At 44.0% G+C, this 22,125-nt stretch carries 26 protein-coding genes and 1 other RNA gene; 9 read left to right on the plus strand and 18 right to left on the minus strand.

Annotation, left to right across the window (positions count from 1 at the left end):
* Positions 1–4: 4 nt before the first annotated feature.
* Entirely contained in the window at positions 5–214 is a 210-nt protein-coding gene (gene copZ / locus NST22_RS17545; RefSeq protein ID WP_003244260.1) for a copper chaperone CopZ, read from the minus strand.
* A 73-nt stretch (positions 215–287) separates the two neighbouring features.
* Positions 288–593 carry a copper-sensing transcriptional repressor CsoR gene (csoR, locus tag NST22_RS17550; RefSeq protein ID WP_003228404.1) on the minus strand — a complete coding sequence of 102 codons (306 nt, stop codon included), beginning with the start codon at positions 591–593 and terminating at the stop codon, positions 288–290.
* A 127-nt stretch (positions 594–720) separates the two neighbouring features.
* On the opposite strand from csoR, the gene iolW reads away from it, so the two are divergent.
* On the plus strand, positions 721–1,797 hold the full coding sequence (gene iolW / locus NST22_RS17555; RefSeq protein ID WP_009968169.1) for a scyllo-inositol 2-dehydrogenase: 1,077 nt from the start codon (positions 721–723) through the stop codon (positions 1,795–1,797).
* 36 nt (positions 1,798–1,833) lie between these two features.
* On the opposite strand, the gene azoRB is transcribed toward iolW, so the two are convergent.
* From azoRB to secG, 11 genes are all read right to left on the minus strand, one after another.
* A complete protein-coding gene (gene azoRB / locus NST22_RS17560; protein WP_003243587.1) occupies positions 1,834–2,469 on the minus strand; it encodes an FMN-dependent NADH-azoreductase AzoRB in 636 nt (211 codons plus the stop codon).
* Between the two features lie 159 nt (positions 2,470–2,628).
* A complete protein-coding gene (locus NST22_RS17565) occupies positions 2,629–4,524 on the minus strand; it encodes an FUSC family protein (protein ID WP_003243180.1) in 1,896 nt (631 codons plus the stop codon).
* A 162-nt stretch (positions 4,525–4,686) separates the two neighbouring features.
* Entirely contained in the window at positions 4,687–5,088 is a 402-nt protein-coding gene (locus NST22_RS17570) for a YvaD family protein (protein WP_003242541.1), read from the minus strand.
* Complete coding sequence (locus NST22_RS17575) at positions 5,085–5,444, minus strand: multidrug efflux SMR transporter (RefSeq protein ID WP_003243874.1); 360 nt, start codon at positions 5,442–5,444, stop codon at positions 5,085–5,087. The genes NST22_RS17570 and NST22_RS17575 overlap by 4 nt, the downstream gene beginning before the upstream one ends.
* A complete protein-coding gene (locus tag NST22_RS17580) occupies positions 5,441–6,013 on the minus strand; it encodes a TetR/AcrR family transcriptional regulator (protein ID WP_003243160.1) in 573 nt (190 codons plus the stop codon). The genes NST22_RS17575 and NST22_RS17580 overlap by 4 nt, the downstream gene beginning before the upstream one ends.
* 110 nt (positions 6,014–6,123) lie before the next feature.
* On the minus strand, positions 6,124–6,918 hold the full coding sequence (locus NST22_RS17585; RefSeq protein WP_003228388.1) for an SDR family oxidoreductase: 795 nt from the start codon (positions 6,916–6,918) through the stop codon (positions 6,124–6,126).
* A 182-nt stretch (positions 6,919–7,100) separates the two neighbouring features.
* Positions 7,101–7,463: a transfer-messenger RNA gene (gene ssrA, locus NST22_RS17590) on the minus strand.
* Between the two features lie 176 nt (positions 7,464–7,639).
* Positions 7,640–8,110: an SsrA-binding protein gene (gene smpB / locus NST22_RS17595; protein ID WP_003220025.1), complete on the minus strand. Its 471-nt coding sequence runs from the start codon at positions 8,108–8,110 to the stop codon at positions 7,640–7,642.
* A gap of 144 nt (positions 8,111–8,254) precedes the next feature.
* Positions 8,255–10,594, minus strand: a complete 2,340-nt coding sequence (rnr, locus tag NST22_RS17600) for a ribonuclease R (RefSeq protein WP_003228386.1) — start codon at positions 10,592–10,594, stop codon at positions 8,255–8,257.
* 18 nt (positions 10,595–10,612) lie between these two features.
* Complete coding sequence (locus NST22_RS17605) at positions 10,613–11,353, minus strand: carboxylesterase (protein WP_003242610.1); 741 nt, start codon at positions 11,351–11,353, stop codon at positions 10,613–10,615.
* Between the two features lie 131 nt (positions 11,354–11,484).
* Complete coding sequence (gene secG / locus NST22_RS17610; RefSeq protein WP_003220028.1) at positions 11,485–11,715, minus strand: preprotein translocase subunit SecG; 231 nt, start codon at positions 11,713–11,715, stop codon at positions 11,485–11,487.
* Positions 11,716–11,863: 148 nt separating this feature from the next.
* Here secG and NST22_RS17615 point away from each other — a divergent pair, with 148 nt between their 5' ends.
* Positions 11,864–12,634 (plus strand): alpha/beta hydrolase, encoded by a 771-nt coding sequence (locus tag NST22_RS17615; RefSeq protein WP_003228381.1) that lies wholly within the window; start codon positions 11,864–11,866, stop codon positions 12,632–12,634.
* Positions 12,635–12,673: 39 nt separating this feature from the next.
* Here the strand turns inward: NST22_RS17615 and NST22_RS17620 are convergent, their stop codons facing one another.
* Positions 12,674–12,907 (minus strand): helix-turn-helix transcriptional regulator, encoded by a 234-nt coding sequence (locus NST22_RS17620; protein ID WP_009968172.1) that lies wholly within the window; start codon positions 12,905–12,907, stop codon positions 12,674–12,676.
* 151 nt (positions 12,908–13,058) lie between these two features.
* Between NST22_RS17620 and rghR the strand changes: the two genes are divergently transcribed.
* The 4 genes from rghR (at position 13,059) to NST22_RS17640 (ending at position 16,158) form a co-directional block, all read left to right on the plus strand.
* Positions 13,059–13,466: a transcriptional repressor RghR gene (gene rghR, locus NST22_RS17625; protein ID WP_003220034.1), complete on the plus strand. Its 408-nt coding sequence runs from the start codon at positions 13,059–13,061 to the stop codon at positions 13,464–13,466.
* 29 nt (positions 13,467–13,495) lie between these two features.
* Positions 13,496–13,915 (plus strand): helix-turn-helix transcriptional regulator, encoded by a 420-nt coding sequence (locus NST22_RS17630; RefSeq protein WP_003228377.1) that lies wholly within the window; start codon positions 13,496–13,498, stop codon positions 13,913–13,915.
* Between the two features lie 91 nt (positions 13,916–14,006).
* On the plus strand, positions 14,007–14,333 hold the full coding sequence (gene catR / locus NST22_RS17635) for a catDE operon transcriptional regulator CatR (RefSeq protein WP_003242888.1): 327 nt from the start codon (positions 14,007–14,009) through the stop codon (positions 14,331–14,333).
* A 124-nt stretch (positions 14,334–14,457) separates the two neighbouring features.
* The gene (locus tag NST22_RS17640) at positions 14,458–16,158 is read left to right on the plus strand and encodes a methyl-accepting chemotaxis protein (RefSeq protein ID WP_003228375.1); all 1,701 of its coding nucleotides are present in this window, start codon (positions 14,458–14,460) and stop codon (positions 16,156–16,158) included.
* A 39-nt stretch (positions 16,159–16,197) separates the two neighbouring features.
* Here the strand turns inward: NST22_RS17640 and opuBD are convergent, their stop codons facing one another.
* From opuBD to opuBA, 4 genes are read right to left on the minus strand one after another with little or no spacing between them, the layout of a single operon-like run.
* A complete protein-coding gene (gene opuBD / locus NST22_RS17645; protein ID WP_003228374.1) occupies positions 16,198–16,878 on the minus strand; it encodes a choline ABC transporter permease OpuBD in 681 nt (226 codons plus the stop codon).
* Positions 16,879–16,894: 16 nt separating this feature from the next.
* Positions 16,895–17,815, minus strand: coding sequence for a choline ABC transporter substrate-binding lipoprotein OpuBC (gene opuBC / locus NST22_RS17650; protein ID WP_003228372.1), 921 nt, complete (start codon positions 17,813–17,815; stop codon positions 16,895–16,897).
* A gap of 11 nt (positions 17,816–17,826) precedes the next feature.
* On the minus strand, positions 17,827–18,480 hold the full coding sequence (opuBB, locus tag NST22_RS17655) for a choline ABC transporter permease OpuBB (protein ID WP_003228370.1): 654 nt from the start codon (positions 18,478–18,480) through the stop codon (positions 17,827–17,829).
* 16 nt (positions 18,481–18,496) lie between these two features.
* A complete protein-coding gene (gene opuBA, locus NST22_RS17660) occupies positions 18,497–19,642 on the minus strand; it encodes a choline ABC transporter ATP-binding protein OpuBA (RefSeq protein ID WP_003242811.1) in 1,146 nt (381 codons plus the stop codon).
* A 283-nt stretch (positions 19,643–19,925) separates the two neighbouring features.
* On the opposite strand from opuBA, the gene NST22_RS17665 reads away from it, so the two are divergent.
* The 3 genes from NST22_RS17665 to sdpB all read left to right on the plus strand — a co-directional run bounded on the left by NST22_RS17665 (position 19,926) and on the right by sdpB (position 22,125).
* Positions 19,926–20,459 (plus strand): GbsR/MarR family transcriptional regulator, encoded by a 534-nt coding sequence (locus NST22_RS17665; protein WP_003243347.1) that lies wholly within the window; start codon positions 19,926–19,928, stop codon positions 20,457–20,459.
* A gap of 221 nt (positions 20,460–20,680) precedes the next feature.
* A complete protein-coding gene (sdpA, locus tag NST22_RS17670) occupies positions 20,681–21,157 on the plus strand; it encodes a sporulation-delaying system protein SdpA (protein ID WP_009968174.1) in 477 nt (158 codons plus the stop codon).
* Entirely contained in the window at positions 21,154–22,125 is a 972-nt protein-coding gene (gene sdpB, locus NST22_RS17675) for a sporulation-delaying protein SdpB (protein WP_003228363.1), read from the plus strand. The genes sdpA and sdpB overlap by 4 nt, the downstream gene beginning before the upstream one ends.

Here is a 22,125-nt window from a genome sequence, read left to right on the forward strand (position 1 = left end):
TGAATCACTTGGCTACGTCATAGCCCTGATCTTCTATCGCATCCGCAATATCTTTGACTGATACTTTGTCAGCATCAAACGAAACATCGACTTTACCCGCTTCCAGATTGACATGAACGGCACTGACGCCGTCCAGTTCTCCTACGCTTGTTTCTACTGCTTTGACGCAGTGCTGACAAGACATTCCTTCAACTTGCAATGTTTTTTGTTCCATATCAATTCCTCCTGTTTATTCTTTCTATTTTCATCCTACCATACCCCCGTAGGGTATTACAATAAAAAACGCTTTATGATTTTGTGAACTTTTTAAATACGTCCAAAAGCTCAGAAATGGCCTGTTCCCCGTCTCCGCTTTTGATGGCATCTGCTACACAATGATGGGCATGATCCTCAAGCAAATGAAGCGCCACATTTTTCATTGCCGCCTGAACAGCTGAAATTTGCACAAGAATATCTACACAATATCTGTCGTTTTCCACCATGTTTTGAATGCCTCTGACCTGGCCCTCAATCCGCTTAAGCCGGTTTGTAATCTGATCCTTTTCTTTCGAGCTTTTATGGTTTAATGTTTTATGTTCGTTATGCTTTTCCATGCGTACACCTCTGTTTAATGATATTAATTCCCATTATACTGATTGTCCAAACGGTTGTCTAAGCATGCCGACGCAAAAAATGAATCAGTTAGGTTTTACCATTTGATCAGGAGGGTATATACTTCTGTTGATAACGCTTTTAAAGGGGAGAAGAAAAGTGGATACGATCAAGGTTGGAATATTAGGATACGGATTGTCCGGTTCTGTTTTTCACGGGCCGCTGCTGGATGTTCTGGATGAATATCAAATCAGCAAAATCATGACATCACGGACAGAAGAAGTGAAACGGGATTTTCCAGATGCTGAGGTTGTACATGAGCTTGAAGAAATCACAAATGACCCTGCCATTGAGCTTGTCATTGTCACCACCCCGAGCGGCCTTCATTACGAGCATACTATGGCATGCATACAGGCCGGAAAACATGTTGTGATGGAAAAACCAATGACAGCAACGGCCGAAGAGGGGGAAACATTAAAAAGGGCTGCCGATGAAAAAGGCGTATTATTAAGCGTATATCATAACCGACGCTGGGATAACGATTTTTTAACGATTAAAAAGCTGATCTCTGAGGGATCCCTTGAAGATATCAATACATATCAAGTTTCCTATAACCGCTACAGACCTGAAGTTCAAGCGCGGTGGCGGGAAAAAGAAGGCACTGCCACTGGTACGCTGTATGATCTCGGCTCCCACATCATAGACCAAACCCTGCATTTGTTTGGGATGCCTAAAGCCGTGACTGCAAACGTGATGGCCCAGCGGGAAAATGCCGAAACGGTTGACTATTTTCATTTAACCCTGGATTATGGCAAGCTTCAAGCCATTCTATACGGAGGATCAATCGTTCCGGCAAACGGACCTCGTTATCAAATCCATGGAAAAGATTCTAGCTTTATCAAATATGGAATTGACGGACAGGAAGACGCACTCAGAGCGGGAAGAAAACCAGAGGATGACAGCTGGGGTGCGGATGTTCCGGAGTTTTACGGAAAGCTTACAACCATTCGTGGCTCCGACAAAAAAACAGAAACGATTCCATCAGTAAATGGCTCCTACCTTACTTATTACCGTAAAATAGCGGAAAGCATACGAGAAGGTGCTGCGCTGCCAGTCACTGCTGAGGAAGGTATTAATGTCATCCGCATCATTGAAGCCGCGATGGAAAGCAGTAAAGAGAAACGAACCATTATGCTGGAGCACTAAAACAAAAGCCTCCCCAAATAAGGGGAGGCTTTTTCATTAGAATGTTTTTCCTGCTTCTTTCGCACGCGCAATCGCGTCTTCTTTGATTTGCTGTGCTTTATCAGGCTCCGCATTATGTCCCTCTACGAAAATGCCATCGAATGATGGTACGCCGAAGAAGTTCATCATGATGCCGATGTAGCGGTGCCCCATTTCCATCTCAGCCGCAGGGCCTTCTGAATAGTAGCCGCCGCGCGCTTGGATATGAATTGCTTTTTTATCAGTTAACAAGCCGACAGGACCTTGTTCTGTGTATTTGAATGATTTTCCTGCAACAGCAACAGAATCGAGATACGCTTTCATCACTGGCGGGAATGAGAAGTTCCATAAAGGAGTAACAAATACGTACTTATCAGCTGATGCAAATTGATCGCTAAGCTCTCCCAAACGGCCTACTTTCGCTTTTTCGCTTTCAGAAAGCTCTTCAAAGCCTGTACCTGACTGAAGCTTTCCCCATCCGCTAAATACATCTGCGTCAATGTGCGGAATGTTTTCTTTGTACAAATCGATATGTACAACTTCATCATTTGGATTCGCTTCTTTGTAAGATTCGATAAATGCTTTACCTGTTGCCATACTGTACGAAGTTGCTTCGTCATGTGGATGAGCAGTGATATATAATACTTTTGCCATTTTTACCAGCCCTTTCGTTTTTAAAAATCACACATCAATTATTATCATACAGATGCATAATGATTATTCTGTCTCTCTTAGACTTTATTATAGAGACAAAGAAATTTACTTTCAAGTAAAACATCTCGAATTAAAGATTATTTAACTTTCCCAAACAGCTTACTTTTCAAAAGCTGTTCTCAAGCCGGAATACAGCGCGGACAATTCTTTACTGATCCGAGGATAATGAGGGACATGCGGCACTTGAATATCCGCAGGCATCCTTTTCATGATAAAGGATTGCTCAGCCTGTTCAAAAAACGCCCGCAGCTGGTTGATCTCTTCATCAGAAAACGGAGCAGACGGACGGCGGTGAGCTTGCGCCGAGAGCAAATAGTACCCTAAGTGCTGAGCACCGGAAATGGCAGGCCAGAGCGCATCCGCATTCGCGTGAGGAAACTCGCCAAGCGCCTTGTCATACGCATCCCGAAGCCTGACAAGACTCACCCTTAACTTGTGTTCGTCGGCAATTTGCCCGGTTAACAGTTTCTCCATAAACTGCCCTTCCAGCCGGATGACATTCCGCACAAGTTCTGGCAGCCGCTTGGTTGAAAACCGCCGCCACAAAAGCATTGTTCCCAACAGCCCGATCACGCTGCCGACAGCTACATCAGTCAGCCTCGCTATCATAAAATAACCGGCGCCCGCCCCGCCATGCATACTTTCTGTGATAACAAGCGCATTTGCGGTTAAAAAGGGAACAGCCAGCGCATAATTGCGGACGATCAGCATCTCAAGAAGACATTGCAGCGCTGCAATACAAAACGCAATATAAACACCGCCCGGCTTAAAAAACAGGATTGCGCCTGCCAGTATAACACCGATCACCGTTCCGGCCGAACGCTGAATAGCCCTGTGAAGCGTAAAAACAACAGTAGTGCCAAGCATGACCGCTGCTGCCGAAAGCGGAATCCAATAGGAGCGTGCAAAGCCGAATGCGAGGGCAAACATATCGGCGGCAAACAGAACAATTCCGTACTTTAACGCTCTAATCAAAACTGGAGACTTCCAGTCAAAGGCATTTCTCAAAAAGTAAAAAGAGGATGGCAGGCGGCTTGGTTCCCCGTCAAGCTGCTTATCAAAACGTCCTGAAGCGATATACAAAACCTCATTGATTTCTTCAAACAGCTTCCGCCTAGGCTCAGATTCATTTTCATTAATCTGAAACGTATTGAAAACCCGTGCATTCGCAAGCATATCTCCGGTTTGGCGAAGTGCCTTTTCAATCTGCGCGGTCTCTCTGTCCGGCGTTTCAGCTGAAAAATGAATAATGGCAATAAATATGTCGTCAGCTTTCTCAAGGAGGCGAAAAAATCGTTCATCATGCCGCGATTTTTTCCGTCTGTTCCCTTTCCCAAGAACCGTTTGGCGGGCTGTTCTAAGCATGAGCACCGTCTGATGCTGTGCGTTATGAAAACCTGGCGTTCCGACGGCTGAAAGACATGCAGCCAGCTGATGATATGTTTTTTGCAGCACCGCTCCCTCCGGTCCATGTTTGTTCCATAACCAGCCGATTAAAGCGATACCCATGGCGAAAATGCCGCCGAGAAACGTCAGTCCCGCTCTGAACAGCGCTTGTGAAGGATCGGCCGGCAGCCCGGAACTGACTAAAAAGGCAAGGACAAAAAACATCGGCGCAGGGCCTTGAATGCCGAGCGCGCTAAAAATAAACATCGCCGCTGCACCGATCAGCCCCAAAACAGCCGCCATCATCCAAAGCATCCCGGACAAAAGCGTCCCTAAACCAAATGAGAGGGCGATCCCAATAGAAACCAAGAGCAGCTTCAAGGCGCGCTTTTTGTACGATTCACCGCCCGCATATAAATAAACAAAGCCTCCGATACTTGCAATTAATCCGTAATCCGTGTGACCTGCCAATGCACCGACCAGCACAGGAAACCCTGAAGCGAAACCTGATCCGATAGCCTTTTTCCAAGGAAATGGATTTGCATGAATGCGAAAGGCATCCTTCACGATAGGCATGATTCTTTGATTGTTCGCAGCAGTTTTGTTCATTTGACAAAATCCTTTTCAATGAATGTGTAGAACTTTTCCAGTTTCTTCGCTTTAGTATGCCCAAAAACGCGGTTAGCTTCTCAATTGGTGCGCACGATAAAAAAACAGAGACTTATACCGTCTCTGCTTCATTACATCAGTTTATTATAAAAGCGGCACCTGTCAGGACTGTTTTGTCCTTCTGCCTTCCTTCAAGAGCAGGTGAATAAAAAATAAAGGATAAATCAATAGATACCCATTAAACAGCCACCACACAAGATCAAAGTCACTGCTGAATGTCCAGAATGATAGCGCCTGCAGACCTGAACAACAGGTCAGCACAAGAGAAATCAGCGCCATCAGCTTCCAGTCAGCACGATTCACCCGCTGTAGGTACAAGCTGTACAACCCTGTGACAGAAATCAGGATATCCAGCGGAAAAAAAGACCAGTTCCAAGCGATCATAAACGGATGGTCATGATGTTTAAAAGCCCAGCTTTCCGGTATGAGCGAAAATCCGGCTGACAGCCAGTACAAGATAAAACCGATATCAGTCACGAGAAAAAACAGCTTCATATATCTCATTTGTACTGCCCGCTTTTATGTACCGGCTCAGACACCGCAACATGCTCGATCAGGTTTAAAGACACAACACCGGCAATAATCAATCCAATTGAAATGACTTTCATGACACTCACATGTTCTTGAAAAAACAAAAAACCAACGACTGTAATCAAGACAATTCCCATCCCTGACCATACAGCATAAGCAACTGATACATCAATGGATTTAAGCGTAAGCGTCAGAAAGAAAAGACTCCCTCCATAAAAGAAAATCAACAGCAAACTGGGAATAAGCTTTGTAAAACCAGACGATAGCTTCATGCTGACAGTTCCCGCAACCTCAAACAAAATCGCCAAGCATAGAAACACCCAATTCATGTGGCATCAGCCTCCTCATCAGCTGTTATACCGTTAAACAAAACATCTACAATTGATTCAAGTACCTCTCCTGTCGTGAACTGATGTTTCAGCGGATATTCAGGGTCATACACTTGATTGATGCTCCCTATATACATGTGAACAAACAGGTCCGGATTGATGTTTCTGATTCTCTTTTGCTGTTTGCACTCATTTAATAATGCTAGGACAATCGCCCATTCTTCCTTAATAAACGCGTCTAATGTAAGCCACGCATCGTAATGGTATTTCTTTAGTTCATTTAATAATCCCATGTTCAGCAGTTCCATCCCCTGCGGAAGGCTGATCAGCATTTGTTTCACCTTTTCGAGCACATTTAAACTTTCATTTTCATAGATGTCTCTTTCTATTTGCTTCATTTCAGCTATAAATTGTTCGACAACCGCCTCAACAAGCTGATCTTTAGATGAATAATATGCATAGAGCGTCCGCTTGCTCGTTCCCAGCGCTGCCGCCAAATCATTCATCGTAAATGAAAATCCTTTCTGCTTGATCAGCCGGAAGGTTTCCGCCAGAATTCTTTTATCCATATTAATCCCCCGCTTTCGGTACCAAGAAAACTATTTCGGTACCAATATTATACGGCAGAAATTTATGGAAATCAACAATATATAAAAAAACCTCTCCTATTGGGAGAGGTTTAAAAGACACTGCGGACCAAACCGCCGTCCGCCCGAAGTGCCGCGCCATTGATCGCAGAGGAAAGCGGACTGCTTAAAAATGTAACGAAGTGGGCGATTTCTTCCGGACGGATCAGTCTTTGAATAATAGATGTCGGCCGGTTTTCTTTCATAAAACGTGCCTCAGCTTCTTGAACAGTCAGGTTTTCACCAGGATACAGCGAGTTCAGCATGGTTTCCACACCCTCTGTTAAGGTAGAGCCCGGCATGACGGTGTTGACTGTGACATTCGTGCCGGTTGCCAGCTCCGCCAAACTGCGGGAAATGGACAGCTGCATCGTTTTTGTCGCACTGTAATGGGCCATTTCCTGTGACGGCATAATCGCCGCTTCACTGGCAATGAAAATCACACGCCCTTCTTTTTTCTCTATCATGTTATGCAAATACCTGCGTGTCAGCCTTACACCGCTCATAATATTCACTTCAAAAAAACGAAACCATTCATCGTCGGGAATATCAAAGTACTCCGCCGGTTCAAAAATCCCTAAATTGTTGACCAAAATATCAACCTCTGGATATGCCTGAAACAGCTCATTGCAGCCTTCTTCTGTTCCCAAATCAAATGCAGCCGGATAAAGAACCGCTTCAGCATGTTGTGTTTTCAGTTCATCTATCGTTTGATTCACTTTCTCTTCCCGGCGTCCGTTAATGATCACTGCCGCACCTTCTTCAGCTAACGAAGAGGCAATAGCTTTTCCGATCCCTGATGTCGAACCGGTCACCAGTGCGGTTTTTCCTTGTAAATTCAGCTTCATTATTCATCCCTCCGTTTTTGATTCCTCTTATTTATTGACAGAAATCTGATTGGTGAAACATCTGCTCTGCAATCAGTATGAAACAGCTGGGATTGAAATGGAAGTACGCACTTTTTGGTGCCTGTGGTTTGGAGAAAAAATAAAGCAGAACCTCTTAAGAGGTTCTGCTTTATTGTCAGTATGTATGGAGACGGTGGGAGTCGAACCCACGTCCAGAAACATCGATTACTTAAGCGTCTACGAGCGTAGCCTGCATATTTATGGTTTCACTCATCTTCTTGCCTGCGGGCGGGCCTTCCGAGAGCTAGTCTGTTCATCTCTTCTTACGTTCTCAGACGGGAACGCAAGCGTAGCCTACTTGGATGTGCTCTTCACAGACACATAGGCAATGTCAGGAAGAGCTCGCTGCGCTTATTAGGCAGCTAATGCTACGTTTTGGTTAAAACTGTTAGTTTTGCCAGTTATATTTAAGTGCGTGTTTACGAGATCGCCTCTCGGCTCGCAGCTCAAGCTCGATCCATCCCTGTCGAATCCGTAACGTCCCCTTGGTATAAGGGAAATACGGGAGAAAATATCAAGCTCTCACTCAAACTGGCTATAGTCTTATTATAACATGATCACGGCTCTTTTCAATTGTCAAATCCTTCAAATGAATGGCGTCGTGATCTGATCGTGAACACAGTATAGCACAGGCCTGATTTTCGAATCAAGCACTATGCCTTTAGAAGCCTTTTTGACTGTCTCTGAACGCTCTTTCGATTTCCCGCTTCGCGTCCTTGCGCTTCAGATCTTCCCGTTTGTCATAGTTCTTCTTCCCTTTTCCAAGGCCGAGAAGCACTTTGGCAAAGCCGTTTTTTAAATACAGCTTCAGCGGAACGAGAGAATAGCCTTTTTCCTTTGTTAACCCGATCAGCTTATTAATCTCCTTGCGGTGCATTAACAGCTTTCTTGTCCGGAGCGGATCGTGGTTATAGCGGTTTCCCTGCTCATATGGGCTGACGTGCATATTGTGGAGAAACACTTCTCCCCGTTCGATTTTGGCGAAGGAATCCTTAAGGTTTACGCGGCCGGCGCGAATCGATTTGATTTCGGTTCCTTGCAGAACGATGCCTGTTTCATAGGTTTCTTCTATAAAATAATCGTGGTTGGCTTTCTTATTTTGAGATAATACTTTTCCTGACCCTTTTGGCATGCCAGAACCTCCTCTCTCTAAGGAAAAACTGTCCACCTTTTGCGATACGCTCTATTTTACCAAATGTCACGTACCGCTACAATGAAAAGCTGTTTCCGAAAGAAAGCAAATAGAGCGCTGCGGCCCTATTTGCTGGTTGAGCTGCTATTTCTTCTTTTTCCGTTTCTGTTTCGGAGCATTCTGGAAGCCGCGTTTTTTCTTTTTCTTCTTCGGCTTAGTGAACCACTCCCCTTTTTCCTCAGACGGAGCTGGAGAAACAGGTGTATTGGTGCTTTGAACACGTTTTCTGGCAGGCTTTCCGCGTTTTCTGCTCCGGCTGCTGTCCAATTCTCTCGGACGCCGCGGAGTGCCTTTCATGCCGACAATTTCAAAGTCGATATTGCGCTCATCTTTATTGACATCGACAACCTTGACTGTGATTTCATCCCCGATGCGGAAGACGTTGCCTGTCCGCTCGCCAATCATTGCGAAATGCTGTTCGTCAAAGCGGTAGTAGTCATCTGTCATAAAGCTGACATGGACGAGTCCTTCAATTGTATTCGGCAGCTCGACGAACATTCCGAAGTTTGTCACAGAGCTGATCATGCCGTCAAACTCTTCACCGATTTTATCAAGCATGTATTCCGCTTTTTTCAGATCATCCGTCTCACGCTCGGCGTCAACTGCACGGCGCTCCATAGATGATGTATGTTCGGCGATATCCGGCAGGCGTTCAGCCCACTTTTCCTGTGTCGCTTCATCGACCTTGCCGTTGATCAAATACGTTCGGATCAGACGGTGAACGATTAAGTCCGGGTAACGGCGGATCGGTGATGTGAAATGCGTATAGAATTCCGTTGACAGACCGAAGTGCCCCAAGCTTTGCGGGTCGTATTTCGCCTGTTTCATCGAACGGAGCATAACAGTAGATATAACCGTTTCCTCTGGTCTGTCACGCACAGCGTCCAGAATGCTTTGCAGCGCGCGCGGATGAATATTCCCCGCCGTTCCTTTCACCACATAGCCAAATGTCGTCACAAATTCTAAAAACTTTTGCAGCTTTTCAGCATTCGGCTCTTCGTGAATCCGGTATATAAACGGGACATTCATCCAATGGAAATGCTCCGCAACTGTTTCGTTTGCTACAAGCATAAATTCTTCAATCAGCTTCTCGGCGACAGAGCGTTCTCTGATCACAACGTCTTTAACCGCTCCTTCGTCATCAACAAGCACCTTTGCTTCTTTGAAATCAAAGTCAACGGCGCCGCGGTCCATCCGCTTATCGCGCAGAATTTGAGCCAGACGCTCCATGTCTTTGAACATCGGAACAAGAGGCTCGTATTTTTGTTTCAGCTCTTCATCATCATCAACAAGAATTTTATTCACATCTGAATATGTCATTCTTTCCGTTGTTTTGATGACACTTTGGAAGATCTCGTGCTCTGTCACCTGTCCCTGACTGTTAATTGTCATTTCACAAGAAAGCGTCAGGCGGTCAACCTTTGGATTTAAGGAGCAGATGCCGTTTGACAATCTGTGCGGAATCATCGGGATGACACGGTCAACCAGATACACACTTGTCCCTCTTTCAAGCGCTTCTTTGTCAATCGGCGAGTTTTCGGTTACGTAATGGCTGACATCAGCTATGTGAACGCCAAGCTTGTAGCTTCCATCATCAAGCTTCGTCACGGTAACTGCATCATCCAAATCCTTCGCATCCGCACCATCAATGGTGACAATCACCTGGTCACGGAGATCACGGCGGTCTTTCAGATCTTTTTCATCAATCGTGTCAGGCGTACTTGATGCCTGTTCCATCGCGTCAGCTGGAAATTCTCCCGGCAGGCCGTGCTTATGAATGACCGATAAAATATCAATGCCCGGGTCGTTTTTGTGGCCGAGAATGGTTTCAACCTCACCCTCTGCGTTCATGCGGCCTTCAGGATAGCTCGTCAGCTTGACAACAACCTTATGCCCTTCCGCAGCTCCATTTTTCCCATTTTTCGGAATGAAGATGTCACTCGTGATTTTTTTGTCGTCCGGAATGACAAAGCCGAAGTTTCTCGTTTCTGTATACGTGCCGACAACCCGCTGAATCGCTCTTTCTAAAATCCGTATGACGGTTCCTTCCTGCCTGGAGCCGCTTGATTGTGAGTTCAGACGCACCATGACGATATCGCCGTTCATTGCCGTATTTAGCTCATTAGGCGGAATAAACACATCACTTAACGACGTATCCTCAGGCAGCAAAAAGGCGAATCCTTTCGCATGGGCTGAAATCTTTCCTTTTATTAAATTCATCTTCTCCGGAATGCCGTAGCGGTCGCTTCTCGTCCGTACGATAAGCCCTTTTTCTTCCAAGGCGACTAACGCTTTGACGAGCTCTTTAAACTCCTCGGCTTCCGTAATATTTAACATCTCCTCAAGTTCCTGAACGGTCAGAGGTTTGTACGCCTCTTCCTTCATAAACGAGAGAAGCTTTTCCATAAATGCTTCTTTTTCCATTATCCGACCTCCTGTTGATTACCAATCGAGCTTCTCTAAAAATTCATACACATCCTGATGGACGAGGTCACGTTCTTTGTCGAGTGTAATGACATGCCCTGATTCCTCGTACCATTTCAGCTGTTTATCATCAGTTTCCACTTCGTTGTAAATAATATTGGCGCTTTCGGTATTAATCATGTGGTCATGACGGGCCTGCACCACAAATGTCGGTGAATAAATCATATCGACATTATTCCGCACATCAGCAATTAAGTCTTGCAGCGCCTTGAGGGTATTCATCGGCGTTTTTTCGAATTCTTTCATTTCCTCTTCAATTTGCTCCGGGCTTTTCCCCTCAAACTTTTTGTAATTGCGAGCGTATGAAAGAACGCCTTGATACATGACCTCTTCACTCTTAATATGCATCGGTGCGCACATTGGGACAATTCCCTTTATGGGTACAGTGTAACCCAATTTCAGCGAAAAAACCCCGCCAAGCGACAGTCCGCAGGCAGCAATGCTCTCATAACCTTCAGATTTTAAATATTCATAGCCATCCATTACGTTTTTCCACCAGTCTTCGGGCCCCGTATGTACAAGTTCTTCAGGCGGGACGCCATGTCCTTCATATTGAGGCGCGTGGCACGTATAGCCGCGTTCATTCAAATATCGTCCCAGCATCCTTACATCCGCTGTATTTCCTGTAAAGCCATGCAGCAAAAGCACCGCTTTGTCTCCGCCTTTAAATGTAAATGGTTTTGGTGTCACAACTTTCATGCTCATGTCTCCCTTTCTATCTGCACGATCATTTTAGTTTTCCACAGTTTAATCAGAAAAAAACGTTTTGAATATCATCCAGAAACGTGAAAAAGGCCTGACTTCACATCAGACCTTATACAAACATTGCCCTATAGGATATAAGCAAGCGCAATCGTTAACACGAAAAACAAGACTGCCAGCACTACCGTAATGCGGTGCAAAATTAAATCAAGACCTCTTGCTTTTTGTTTCCCGAAGAGCTGCTCCGCTCCGCCTGAAATCGCACCAGATAATCCGGCACTTTTACTGGATTGAAGCAAAACGACAATAATAAGTGCAATGCTGACGATAACCAATAAGGTAATCAAAACTGCGTGCATCCCATACACCTCCAGACTCACTGGCTACATTACTTCTATTTTACATGAAAAGGGTTGGCATGTCACGCTGTATCAGACGCCAAAAGGCCGGATAAGACGTTTTATCTTGGTTACCCTATTCATATGAAAAGGTCAAAGGAGAAAAGCGATGCCGCTTATCAGCATAGACAGCAGGAAACATCTTTTTTATGAAGAATATGGACAGGGAATCCCTATCATTTTTATCCACCCGCCGGGCATGGGACGAAAGGTTTTTTATTATCAGCGCCTTCTATCCAAGCATTTCAGGGTGATTTTTCCGGATTTAAGTGGCCACGGTGATAGTGATCACATCGATCAGCCAGCGTCTATTTCCTATTACGCAAACGAGATCGCGCAATTCATGGACGCTTTGCACATTGATAAAGCTGTGTTATTCGGGTATTCTGCCGGAGGCTTAATCGCGCAGCATATCGGCTTCACCCGCCCGGACAAAGTGTCACACCTTATTCTGTCCGGCGCCTACCCCGCTGTTCATAACGTAATCGGCCAGAAGCTGCACAAACTGGGAATGTATCTGCTTGAAAAAAACCCCGGTTTGCTCATGAAAATCCTCGCTGGCAGCCACACAAAAGACAGACAGCTTCGCAGCATATTAACAGACCATATGAAAAAAGCAGACCAGGCCCATTGGCATCAGTATTATCTGGATTCGCTTGGCTACAACTGCATTGAACAGCTGCCCCGCCTAGAAATGCCAATGCTGTTTATGTATGGCGGCCTGCGGGACTGGACCTTTACAAACGCAGGCTATTACCGAAGATCGTGCAGACATGCCGAATTTTTCAGATTGGAATATCAGGGACATCAATTGCCGACAAAACAATGGAAAACGTGCAATGAGCTGGTGACAGGGTTTGTGCTGACACATCATTCATAGGAATAGAAAACGCTTGGCTTCCTTGCGTTTTTTGTTACTTTATTGACTTTTGTCAACGAAATCATAGTAAAAAAGATCCTCAAATTTCAAATTAAAATAGTGAAGCATTTTACCAATCACAAGCTGCCCCGGCCTTCTTTCTCCATTCAGCACGCGGCTCAGTGTGGCGGGTGAGACTCCGATTTCCAGCGCAAGCTGATTAAGGGAATAATCGTTATTAACCATATACTGCAAGACATAATCACGTCTAATCTGTATCTTTTCTACTGGCACTTTCCTCACCTTCCATTCCTGAAAAACTTTTTTCTATACTTTTACATTACGGCTTATGTTAACTTTTGTCAATACATTTCCAGTCTACCTATTCCCTTTAGTCAATAAACATACTAAAATATGAGTAACAGTGAGGGACGGGGTGAGATATATGGAAAGCTTTGGCGAACAATTACGGGCATTGCGTGAAGAGAGAAAGTTAACAGTCAACCAGCTGGCGACTTATTCAGGCGTAAGCGCGGCCGGCATCTCCAGAATCGAAAACGGAAAACGGGGCGTTCCCAAACCTGCCACCATCAAAAAACTGGCAGAGGCCTTAAAAATTCCTTATGAGGGGCTTATGTACAAGGCTGGTTACATCGAAGAAGTGCATGAAGCCAGGGCCCCTTATGAAACGAAGTGCAAGCTGCTTGAAAAAGCGGAGGCCTATGACCTGAAAAACCTTGCGCTTCTTGAGAACGAAAAGTGGCAATATCTCAATAAAGAAGATTTGCTCATGCTGGATCATTATTTTTCGTTTATTTCAGATGAAGCGAAAAAACGGTCTGCTGATGACTGACTCTTGATAGAAATGTGAGGCGATAGACCATGTCACCGTTCGGACAGCAATTACGGGAGCTGCGCCGCGCCCGCAAACTGACAGTGAATCAGCTTGCGGTGTACTCAGGCATCAGCTCGGCCACCATTTCAAAAATTGAAAACGGCAAACGCGGGACGCCAAAACCCGCCACGATTAAAAAACTGGCAGCCGTCCTGAAAGTGCCGTACGAAAACCTAATGGCCGCCGCAGGCCATATTCAGGCCTTTCCTGAAGAAATCCGCGAAGCATCTGAAGGCTATCAATCCGTTTATGAAATTTACCAGACGGCTGTCACACGCGGAGCGGAGCACCTCCCGATTTTCAATAGTCAAAAATGGGAACATCTCTCAAAGCAGGATATTGAAAATCTCAGCAAATACTTCGATTTTTTGTCTTCAGAAGCAAAAAAACGCGCCTCTTCCTCATAATCCCCTGTTTCTCTTTCTATATTTTATCAATCACGCTTGCATGCCCTCCCTCGTTATTTGCGTTATAATAGTGACAGACGAGGTGAAAAGTATGAACCAATCAGAAATGTGTCCTAGATTTGAAAAAGCAGTCGACATCTTAAGTAAACGCTGGGTCGCTTTAATCGTATTTCAGCTCTTGAACGGGTCGCAGCGATTTAGCGAAATTGAAGCAGCACTTCCAAATCTAAGCGGCAGAGTTCTGTCAGAACGGCTGAAAGAACTTGAGCTTGAAGGAGTAGTGAAGCGGGATGTCATCCCTGAAACTCCGGTTCGCATCGAATATTCATTGACTGATAAAGGAAAGGCACTAGCACCCATATTAGGTGAGATTTCTAAATGGGCGACTGAATGGATTGACCCTTCCTTTCTTGACTAATTGCTAAAATGGTTCTGATCTCAAAGACGAGAAAAGAACCGTTTTTTATTTTCCAGGTGAAAAAAAGATATCTCAGCCGATATATAGTACATCCACACATTACGTTTTTAAAGGAGACCACTATATGCGACTGACGATTTCCCGCAAATTCAGCCTGGTATTTTTGACACTGATCCTGATCAATTTACTTGTAGGCGGAATAGGCGTTCTTAATATGCAGCATATCATTCAAAAAACAGATGAAATCAACACAAAATGGATTGACGGCATCAAAGGAATCACTTCAATTAATTATGTAACCGAGCACCTGTCTTCTAAAGAAAAGGACTTTCTGATTTATACAGACAAAAGTAAAATGGATACACTTGATCAAGAAATGAATCAAATCATGGAAGACATTAACCAAAAGCTCGATAACTACGAAAAAACGATCTCCACTGATAAAGAGCAGAAACTGTTCGAGCAGCTTCAAACTAAAGTGAATACCTATATGGATATTCATGCGCAAATTATCGAAAGCGGCCGCACGAATGACATGGACAAAGCAAGAGGTTTATTGGTTCAGACTGAGGCCAGCTTTGAGGATATGAAAAAAACAATCACTCAGCTTGTTGACTTAAATCAAGAAGGCAGCAACACAGCGGTAAAAGAAACGAAGGCCGTCTATCATAAAGGGCTCATTTACACTGCTTTGCTTGTGGCAGCATCAATCCTCATCAGCATTTTCATCTGGCTTTATATCACGCGAAACATTGTAAAGCCTATCATTCGCATGAAGGAATCTGCCAATCATATTGCCGAAGGCGATTTGTCGAACGATATGGAGGCCCTCAACTCAAAAGACGAGCTGGGTGATCTGAATGAAGCGCTGCAAAAAATGGTAGGGAATCTGAGAGATATTGTCGGATATTCTAAAGACATATCAAGCCGGGTTCTTTCTTCTTCACAGGTGCTTGCAACCGCAACGAATGAAACAAGATCCGGCAGCAAACATATTACCGAGACGATGAACGAAATGGCTGAGGGCTCTGAACAGCAGGCCCAAGACGCGGTGACGATTGCCGAATCGATGAATGAGTTTACCGAAAGCATTGATAAAGCCTATAATCACGGCATCACAATCAGCGATACGTCTCAAAACGTTCTCGAACTCGCGGTAAGCGGGAACGAAAATATGGCTACGTCATTACAGCAAATGAAAACCATCCATCATATTGTTGAAGAAGCCGTGCATAAAGTGAGATCACTGGAACAGCATTCTCAGGATATTAACAAGCTCGTTCAGGTCATCAACGGGATTGCCGAGCAGACGAATTTGCTGTCCCTTAACGCCGCGATTGAAGCTGCCCGCGCTGGAGAAAGCGGCAAAGGCTTCGCCGTTGTGGCAGAGGAGGTCAGAAAGCTGGCTGACGGCGTTTCTGATTCCGTGCAGGACATTACCCGGATTGTAAACGGGACACAGCAGGAGATCCACACTGTCATTACGTACTTGGAAAGCAGCTTTACAGAAGTCGAAAAAGGAACGGAAAACCTGACAGACACCGGACAGGCTATGCAGCATATCAAACAATCCGTCACCCATGTTGCAGACAGCATTAAGGAAGTAACGGATGGCTTGAAGCAGTTAACAAACCAATCGATTACCATCAATCAATCGATTGAAAATATCGCTTCTGTATCCGAAGAGTCTGCCGCCGGCATTGAAGAAACATTTTCAATTACCGAGCAATCCGCCCATTCGATGGATCAAGTGCTTCTAAATGCTGAAGAGCTTGAGCAGCTGGCCAATGAGCTTAATGAGAAGATGGGTCAGTTTACGATTTAAAGAGAAAAAAGAGGCTGGACTCCAGCCTCTTTTTCTATTCTATGCAGCTGATTGAACATGTTTCGCCCCGGTTCTTTTTTTCTTCACCGGACTTAATGCCCGCTCCAGCCAAGCCATGAGCAAATCCGCCCCTACCGCCATCACCGCAGTTGGTATCGCTCCGGCTAGAATAATCGCAGTTCCGTTTGTTGCGTTTGAGCCGCGTACGATCATGTCCCCAAGGCCTCCGGCACCGACAAATGTGCCGATCGCTGTAATTCCGATGGCAATGACGAGAGCCGTGCGAAGGCCCGCCATAATGACAGAAAGTGCGAGCGGGAGCTCAACCATTCTGAGCACTTGGAATTTCGTCATGCCCATTGCTTTTCCAGATTCTAAGTAGGCATGTTCAATACTGATAATGCCTGTGTACGTGTTTCGAATAATCGGCAGCAGGGAATACAGAAATAATGATAGAATCACGGTATTTGCGCCGAGCCCCATAACAAGCATTAAGACGGCCAGCATAGCGAGCGCCGGGATTGTTTGAATAACGTTTGTTACGGCAAACACCCAGGCTGACAAACGGCGAAAATGCGCGATGAGGATTCCGGCCGGAACCCCGACGACAGCGGCAAATAAAACGCCGTAAGCCGACATGAGAAAGTGGCGGCCGAATTCATCCATGACGTAACTGCCATTCTGCGCGTAATACGTCATTAACTGTTCAAGCACGTTCATTGACCTCTTCCCCCTTTCACGATTCGAAATAGCGATGTTTTTCTAAATATTCCTTGGCAACGACAGACGGTTCTTTGAGATTGCCGTCGACTTCATAGTTAAGCTCCTGCATCGTGGCTGTGTCGATTTTTCCGAGCATTTTCTTGATGATGCCTTCAAGTTCAGGATGTTCTTTGAGCACCTTTTCCGGAACAACCGGAGAGCAGTCGTACGGCGGGAAAAATTGTTTATCATCCTTTAGCATTTTGAGACCATAGGACTTGATTCTTCCATCGGTTGAATACGCAAGCACAATGTCCATTTTTCCGCTTTTCACCGCGTCGTACACAAGGCCGATCTGCATCGGATACGTGCCGCCGAATGTCATGCCGTAGGTTTTCGTAAAATCCTGATAGCCGTTTCCTTTGAGCTTCATCCAATAGTTATCAACGCCCAGCTTTAATTGCGGCGCCCATTTTTTAACGTCTGATACGGTCTCTAAATGGTATTGGTCGGCCAGCTCCTTGCTGACTGTAAAGGCATATGTATTATCAAACCCGTAGGAGTCATACCACTTTAAATCATATCTTTTTTTAAACTCCCGCTGAGTAAGCGCCAGCGCTTTGTCCGGATCTTTTTCAGGTTCCATTCTCAACGTGCCTGTCAGCGCGTCTCCCGTATATCTTGTGGCCGCAATGTCGATTTCCCCGTTCATTAAAGCCTGCTGCTGCACCGCGTTGGAGCCAAGATTTTTAATCGTTGTTGTTTTGAGATCAGTATGGTGTTCGATCAACTGGCCAAGCATGCTGGCGATGATTTCTGATTCGCTCATGCTTTGCGCGCCGATTTTAATGGTCTGGTCTGCAGCAGCGCTGAGACCAGGAAGCGAACAGCCGCTCAGCGTCAGCGTTGCCGCAAGTGCTAAACCTATCATTAATTTGAGATATTTTCTTTTCATGAGCCGCCTCCTTATGACAATTCCTTCAATCTCTGCATGCCGGCAGGTGTCAGTTTTCGTTCAGCAACTGCCAGCACATAATCAATCACAATTGCCAATATCGTGACAGGTACCGCGCCCCCGATGATATATTCCGGCTGATATAAATTCAGTCCGATAAAAATGTAATCACCCAATCCGCCGCCTCCGATAAAGGAAGCAAGCGTGGCCCAGCCGATTAAGTAAATCGTCGATGTTCTGATTCCCGCCATGATCACTGGTGCGGCAAGCGGCAGCTCCACCAAGCGGACTTGTTCAGCCGGCGTCATTCCTATTCCTTTACCAGACTCGAGCAGATTTTTGTTGACGCCGCGAATGCCGGTATACGTGTTGCGAAGAATCGGCAATACGGAATAGAAAAACAAAGCCACAATGGCCGGAACCTTCCCTACACCAAGGAGCGGGATAAAAAAAGCGAGGATGGCCAGACTCGGCAGCGTCTGAATGATATTGACAATGCCGATAATGGTGCCGGCTCCTTTTTTCATTCTGGTAAGCACAACCCCGAGGGGGACGGCAACCAGCACACCTAAGATCACAGCAATGAGCGATATCGTAATATGCTCGTATGTTTTATAAAGAAGCTCTCCCCCATTGGTTTGCAAAAATTGAACAATATGATGCATGACTTATCGCCCCTCCCTATGACAATGCTGCGAGCTGCTTTTCTTCTCCCCAGAGGGAGTCATACACGATGTCGACCAGACTTGCCCTCGTCACAATTCCGATCAGGCGTCGGTCTTCATCCACAACGGGAACATATTTGACACCCCGTTTTAAAATTTTGCGGACCGTGTCGCGCAGCAGTGTGCCGCCCAGTACTGTGTATATATCTTCATGTAAAACTTCACTGACGAGATTGGCCTTTTTCCGGCATTGATCAATGATTTCAACATCGACATAGCCTTGCAGAACGCGCTCGTCATTGACGACCAGCAATGAATCGACCCGTTCCTGCCTCATCAGCTGAATGGCCTCAGAAAGCGTTTTATCCGCGGTGATCGTTACAGGCTGTGTGTTCATAATCTGGTCAACCCGTTCAACATCCGGGCTGGATGACTGAATCAGCCGCTCCTTGCCGATAAATTCCTCAACAAATTCGTCTGCCGGATTTCTTAAAATGTCATCGGGCGTTCCAACTTGAACGATTTCTCCCGCTTTTAAAATCACAATCCGGTCTGCCAGCTTAATCGCTTCATCCATATCGTGGGTAACAAATACGATGGTTTTATGTAAGGTTTTTTGCAGTTTTTTAAATTCTTCCTGGAGGGAATCCCTCGTAATCGGGTCGAGTGCCCCAAACGGTTCATCCATTAAGATAAGCGGCGGCTCCGCGGCAAGTGCCCGTAATACACCAATTCGCTGCTGCTGCCCCCCGCTTAATTCATGAGGGTAACGGTCTACATATTCTGGCCCCATATCGACCAATTTTAAAAGCTCACGCGCCCGCTCTTTCCGCTGCTGCTCCGGCCATTTCAGCAGTTTTGGGACGAGTGAGATATTCTGCTGAATGGTCATATGGGGAAACAGGCCGATCTGCTGAATCACATAGCCAATTTTGCGCCTGAGCTCTACAGGATCCTGGTCCATGATGTTTTCGCCGTCAATGAAAATCTTCCCGGCGGAAGGCTCAATTAATCGGTTAATCATTTTCATTGTTGTCGTTTTTCCGCAGCCGCTCGGCCCGATAAAGCAGATAAATTCGCCTTTTGCAATCTTAAGATTTACGTTGTTCACGGCTTTTTTGCCGCCCTTGTATGTTTTCGAGACATTTTCTAATGTCAGCAAACATCGCACCTCCAAAATTAAGTTTATTCAATTTGTTCAGTTTAAATTTAATTTTTCAGACAATTGAATGCTTCCCATTATAGAATAAAGTTTATAAAATAAAAAGTTTACAATTTGTTCATATTATTTATAAAGTATGTGTAAACGCTGATTTACCCGCATTGACGTGTGTTGATCTCCTTATTGCTCCAATTTCCTGCCAAATTCTCTTTTGACAGCATTTTCGCCGTATCAAAAATGTGGTATATTGACATCGGAATTGTTAGCTGAAAGGATGAAACCGTTGGAGAAAGATCCGTTAACGATCATTGAACAAGCCGAGGACCATTTTATAGAAAGAATCGCGGAAAACATGCATGCATTTGGAATGCCCTCTACCGTCGGACGAGTGCTGGGCATTATTTATATGAATCGAAAACCGATGACGCTTACGGAATTATCTGAGGCCACCGGCATGAGTAAAACACGTATGAGCCAGGTAGTGCGGGAAATGCTTGATGCCAACATTGCCGAGAAGGTATTCGAAAAAGGCGTGCGAAAAGATTTATATGAGGTTGAGCAGGACTACTATCAAACATTTATCACGCTGTTTTCAGCCACCTGGAGCAAAGTCGTCAGCAAAAACAAAATGATGCATAAAAAACTCAATCGGGAGCTGCTTAGCGTGTTGGATGAAGAGCTTACTCCTGAAGCGGAAGAAAAAGTGAATGAGCTGCTGAAGGAATTAAAGGAATGGCTCGATTATTATAATTGGCTCAGCCGTTTGATTGAGTTTTTTGAGAGCGAAGACATTTTTAAATATGTGCCGAAGCCGTAAAAAGTTCCCAAATTCAATTCTGGGAACTTTTTTAAGTCCAATCCAAATGGTTGAATATCAAACTTCAAGAAAACAAACAAAATAATGCATAATTTACATTAATTTATTAATTATCCATTTTTTGTTGATTATTCTGACTAGCTATTATATAATCTTTTTGAAATGATTATATTAGCTTAGAGGAGGTAATCTACATCAAAAAAAAGGGAATTATTACTGTAATGACTATATGTTTCCTATTATTTTCTTCTTATTACTTTAGCAATATTTCACCTCAGAATCCACTGTTCAAAAAAAATTTTTTGCAACAATTGTCTCCCCAAGGCTTTGGCTTTTATAGTAAAAGCCCTACAGAAGAAAACATTTCATTTCACACAAAAGAAAATTTAAAGTTACCTAATGCACTTCCCAATAATTTTTTTGGGATAAAAAGAGAAGGAAGAGTTCAGGCAATAGAATTAGGCAAAATTGTAGAGAATATCGATCCAAAGAATTGGAAAACTTGTGAAAACAACAACTCCTGCACAAATTTAGAGAAACAAATAAAGCCTATTAAGGTTATAAAAAATGAAGATTATATACATCTTAGCAAAGGAGAATACCTAATATATCGCCAAAAACCACTCTCATGGTATTGGATAGACTTTAAGCAAACTACCTCTTTTGAAAGAAAGGTGCTAAAAATAAAAATAGTATGAAGATATTAAATAGTTTAGAAGGTTATATTGACACCTATAATCCATGGAAAAATACATATGCACTTTTTAGAAGTTTACTTGGTTTCTCAACATTACTAGTACTATTATTCAATAGTACTGATATTTTATTTAGTTATAGTGCAAATAATGTCACATGTGAAAATGTCTATATCCCTACCGCTTTTTGTTTTGCTAAAGAATATAGTATCAATTTTGAGATTATAAGATACTTAATGATTTTTATATTAACCTTAGTGGTTATAGGGTGGAGACCTAGATTTACCGGTTTATTTCACTGGTATATTTGCTATAGTATTCAAACTTCAGCTTTAACTATCGATGGTGGAGAGCAAATTGCAACTGTTCTTTCTTTTCTTATATTACCTGTTACATTATTAGATTCAAGGCGAAATCATTGGAATATAAAGAAAAACAATAATGAATCTTTCACAAAGAAGACAGTATTGTTTTATATAATGACAATAATTAAAATTCAAGTTTTTATCATTTATTTAAACGCAGCTTTAGAGCGATTGAAAAATAAAGAGTGGGCAGAAGGAACAGCAATTTACTATTTCTTTTCTGATCCGGTGTTTGGATTACCTGAATATCAACTTAACTTAATGAATCCACTACTTGAAAGCAATTTTATTGTTGTCATCACTTGGTTAGTAACTATTTTTGAGTTGTTCTTAGCAGCAAGCATAATTTCAAATATCAGAATAAAGAGAATTGCCCTTGTTTTGGGAATATTATTTCATATTGGGATAATATTCAGCATTGGTATTGTAAGTTTTGGCTTGATCATGATATCAGCATTAATTATATATCTGCATCCTGTACAACAAAATATCACTATGAATTGGTGTTCTCCTTTATTTAAATATATATATGTAAAAGGAAAGAGAAATTTCAAAAGAATAGGAGGTGAATCAGTCAAGTTTCTTACAAAATTGTTTCATAGCTAA

It is taken from the genome of Bacillus sp. PS237, from assembly GCF_037963345.1.
GTDB classification, from domain to species: domain Bacteria; phylum Bacillota; class Bacilli; order Bacillales; family Bacillaceae; genus Bacillus; species Bacillus subtilis.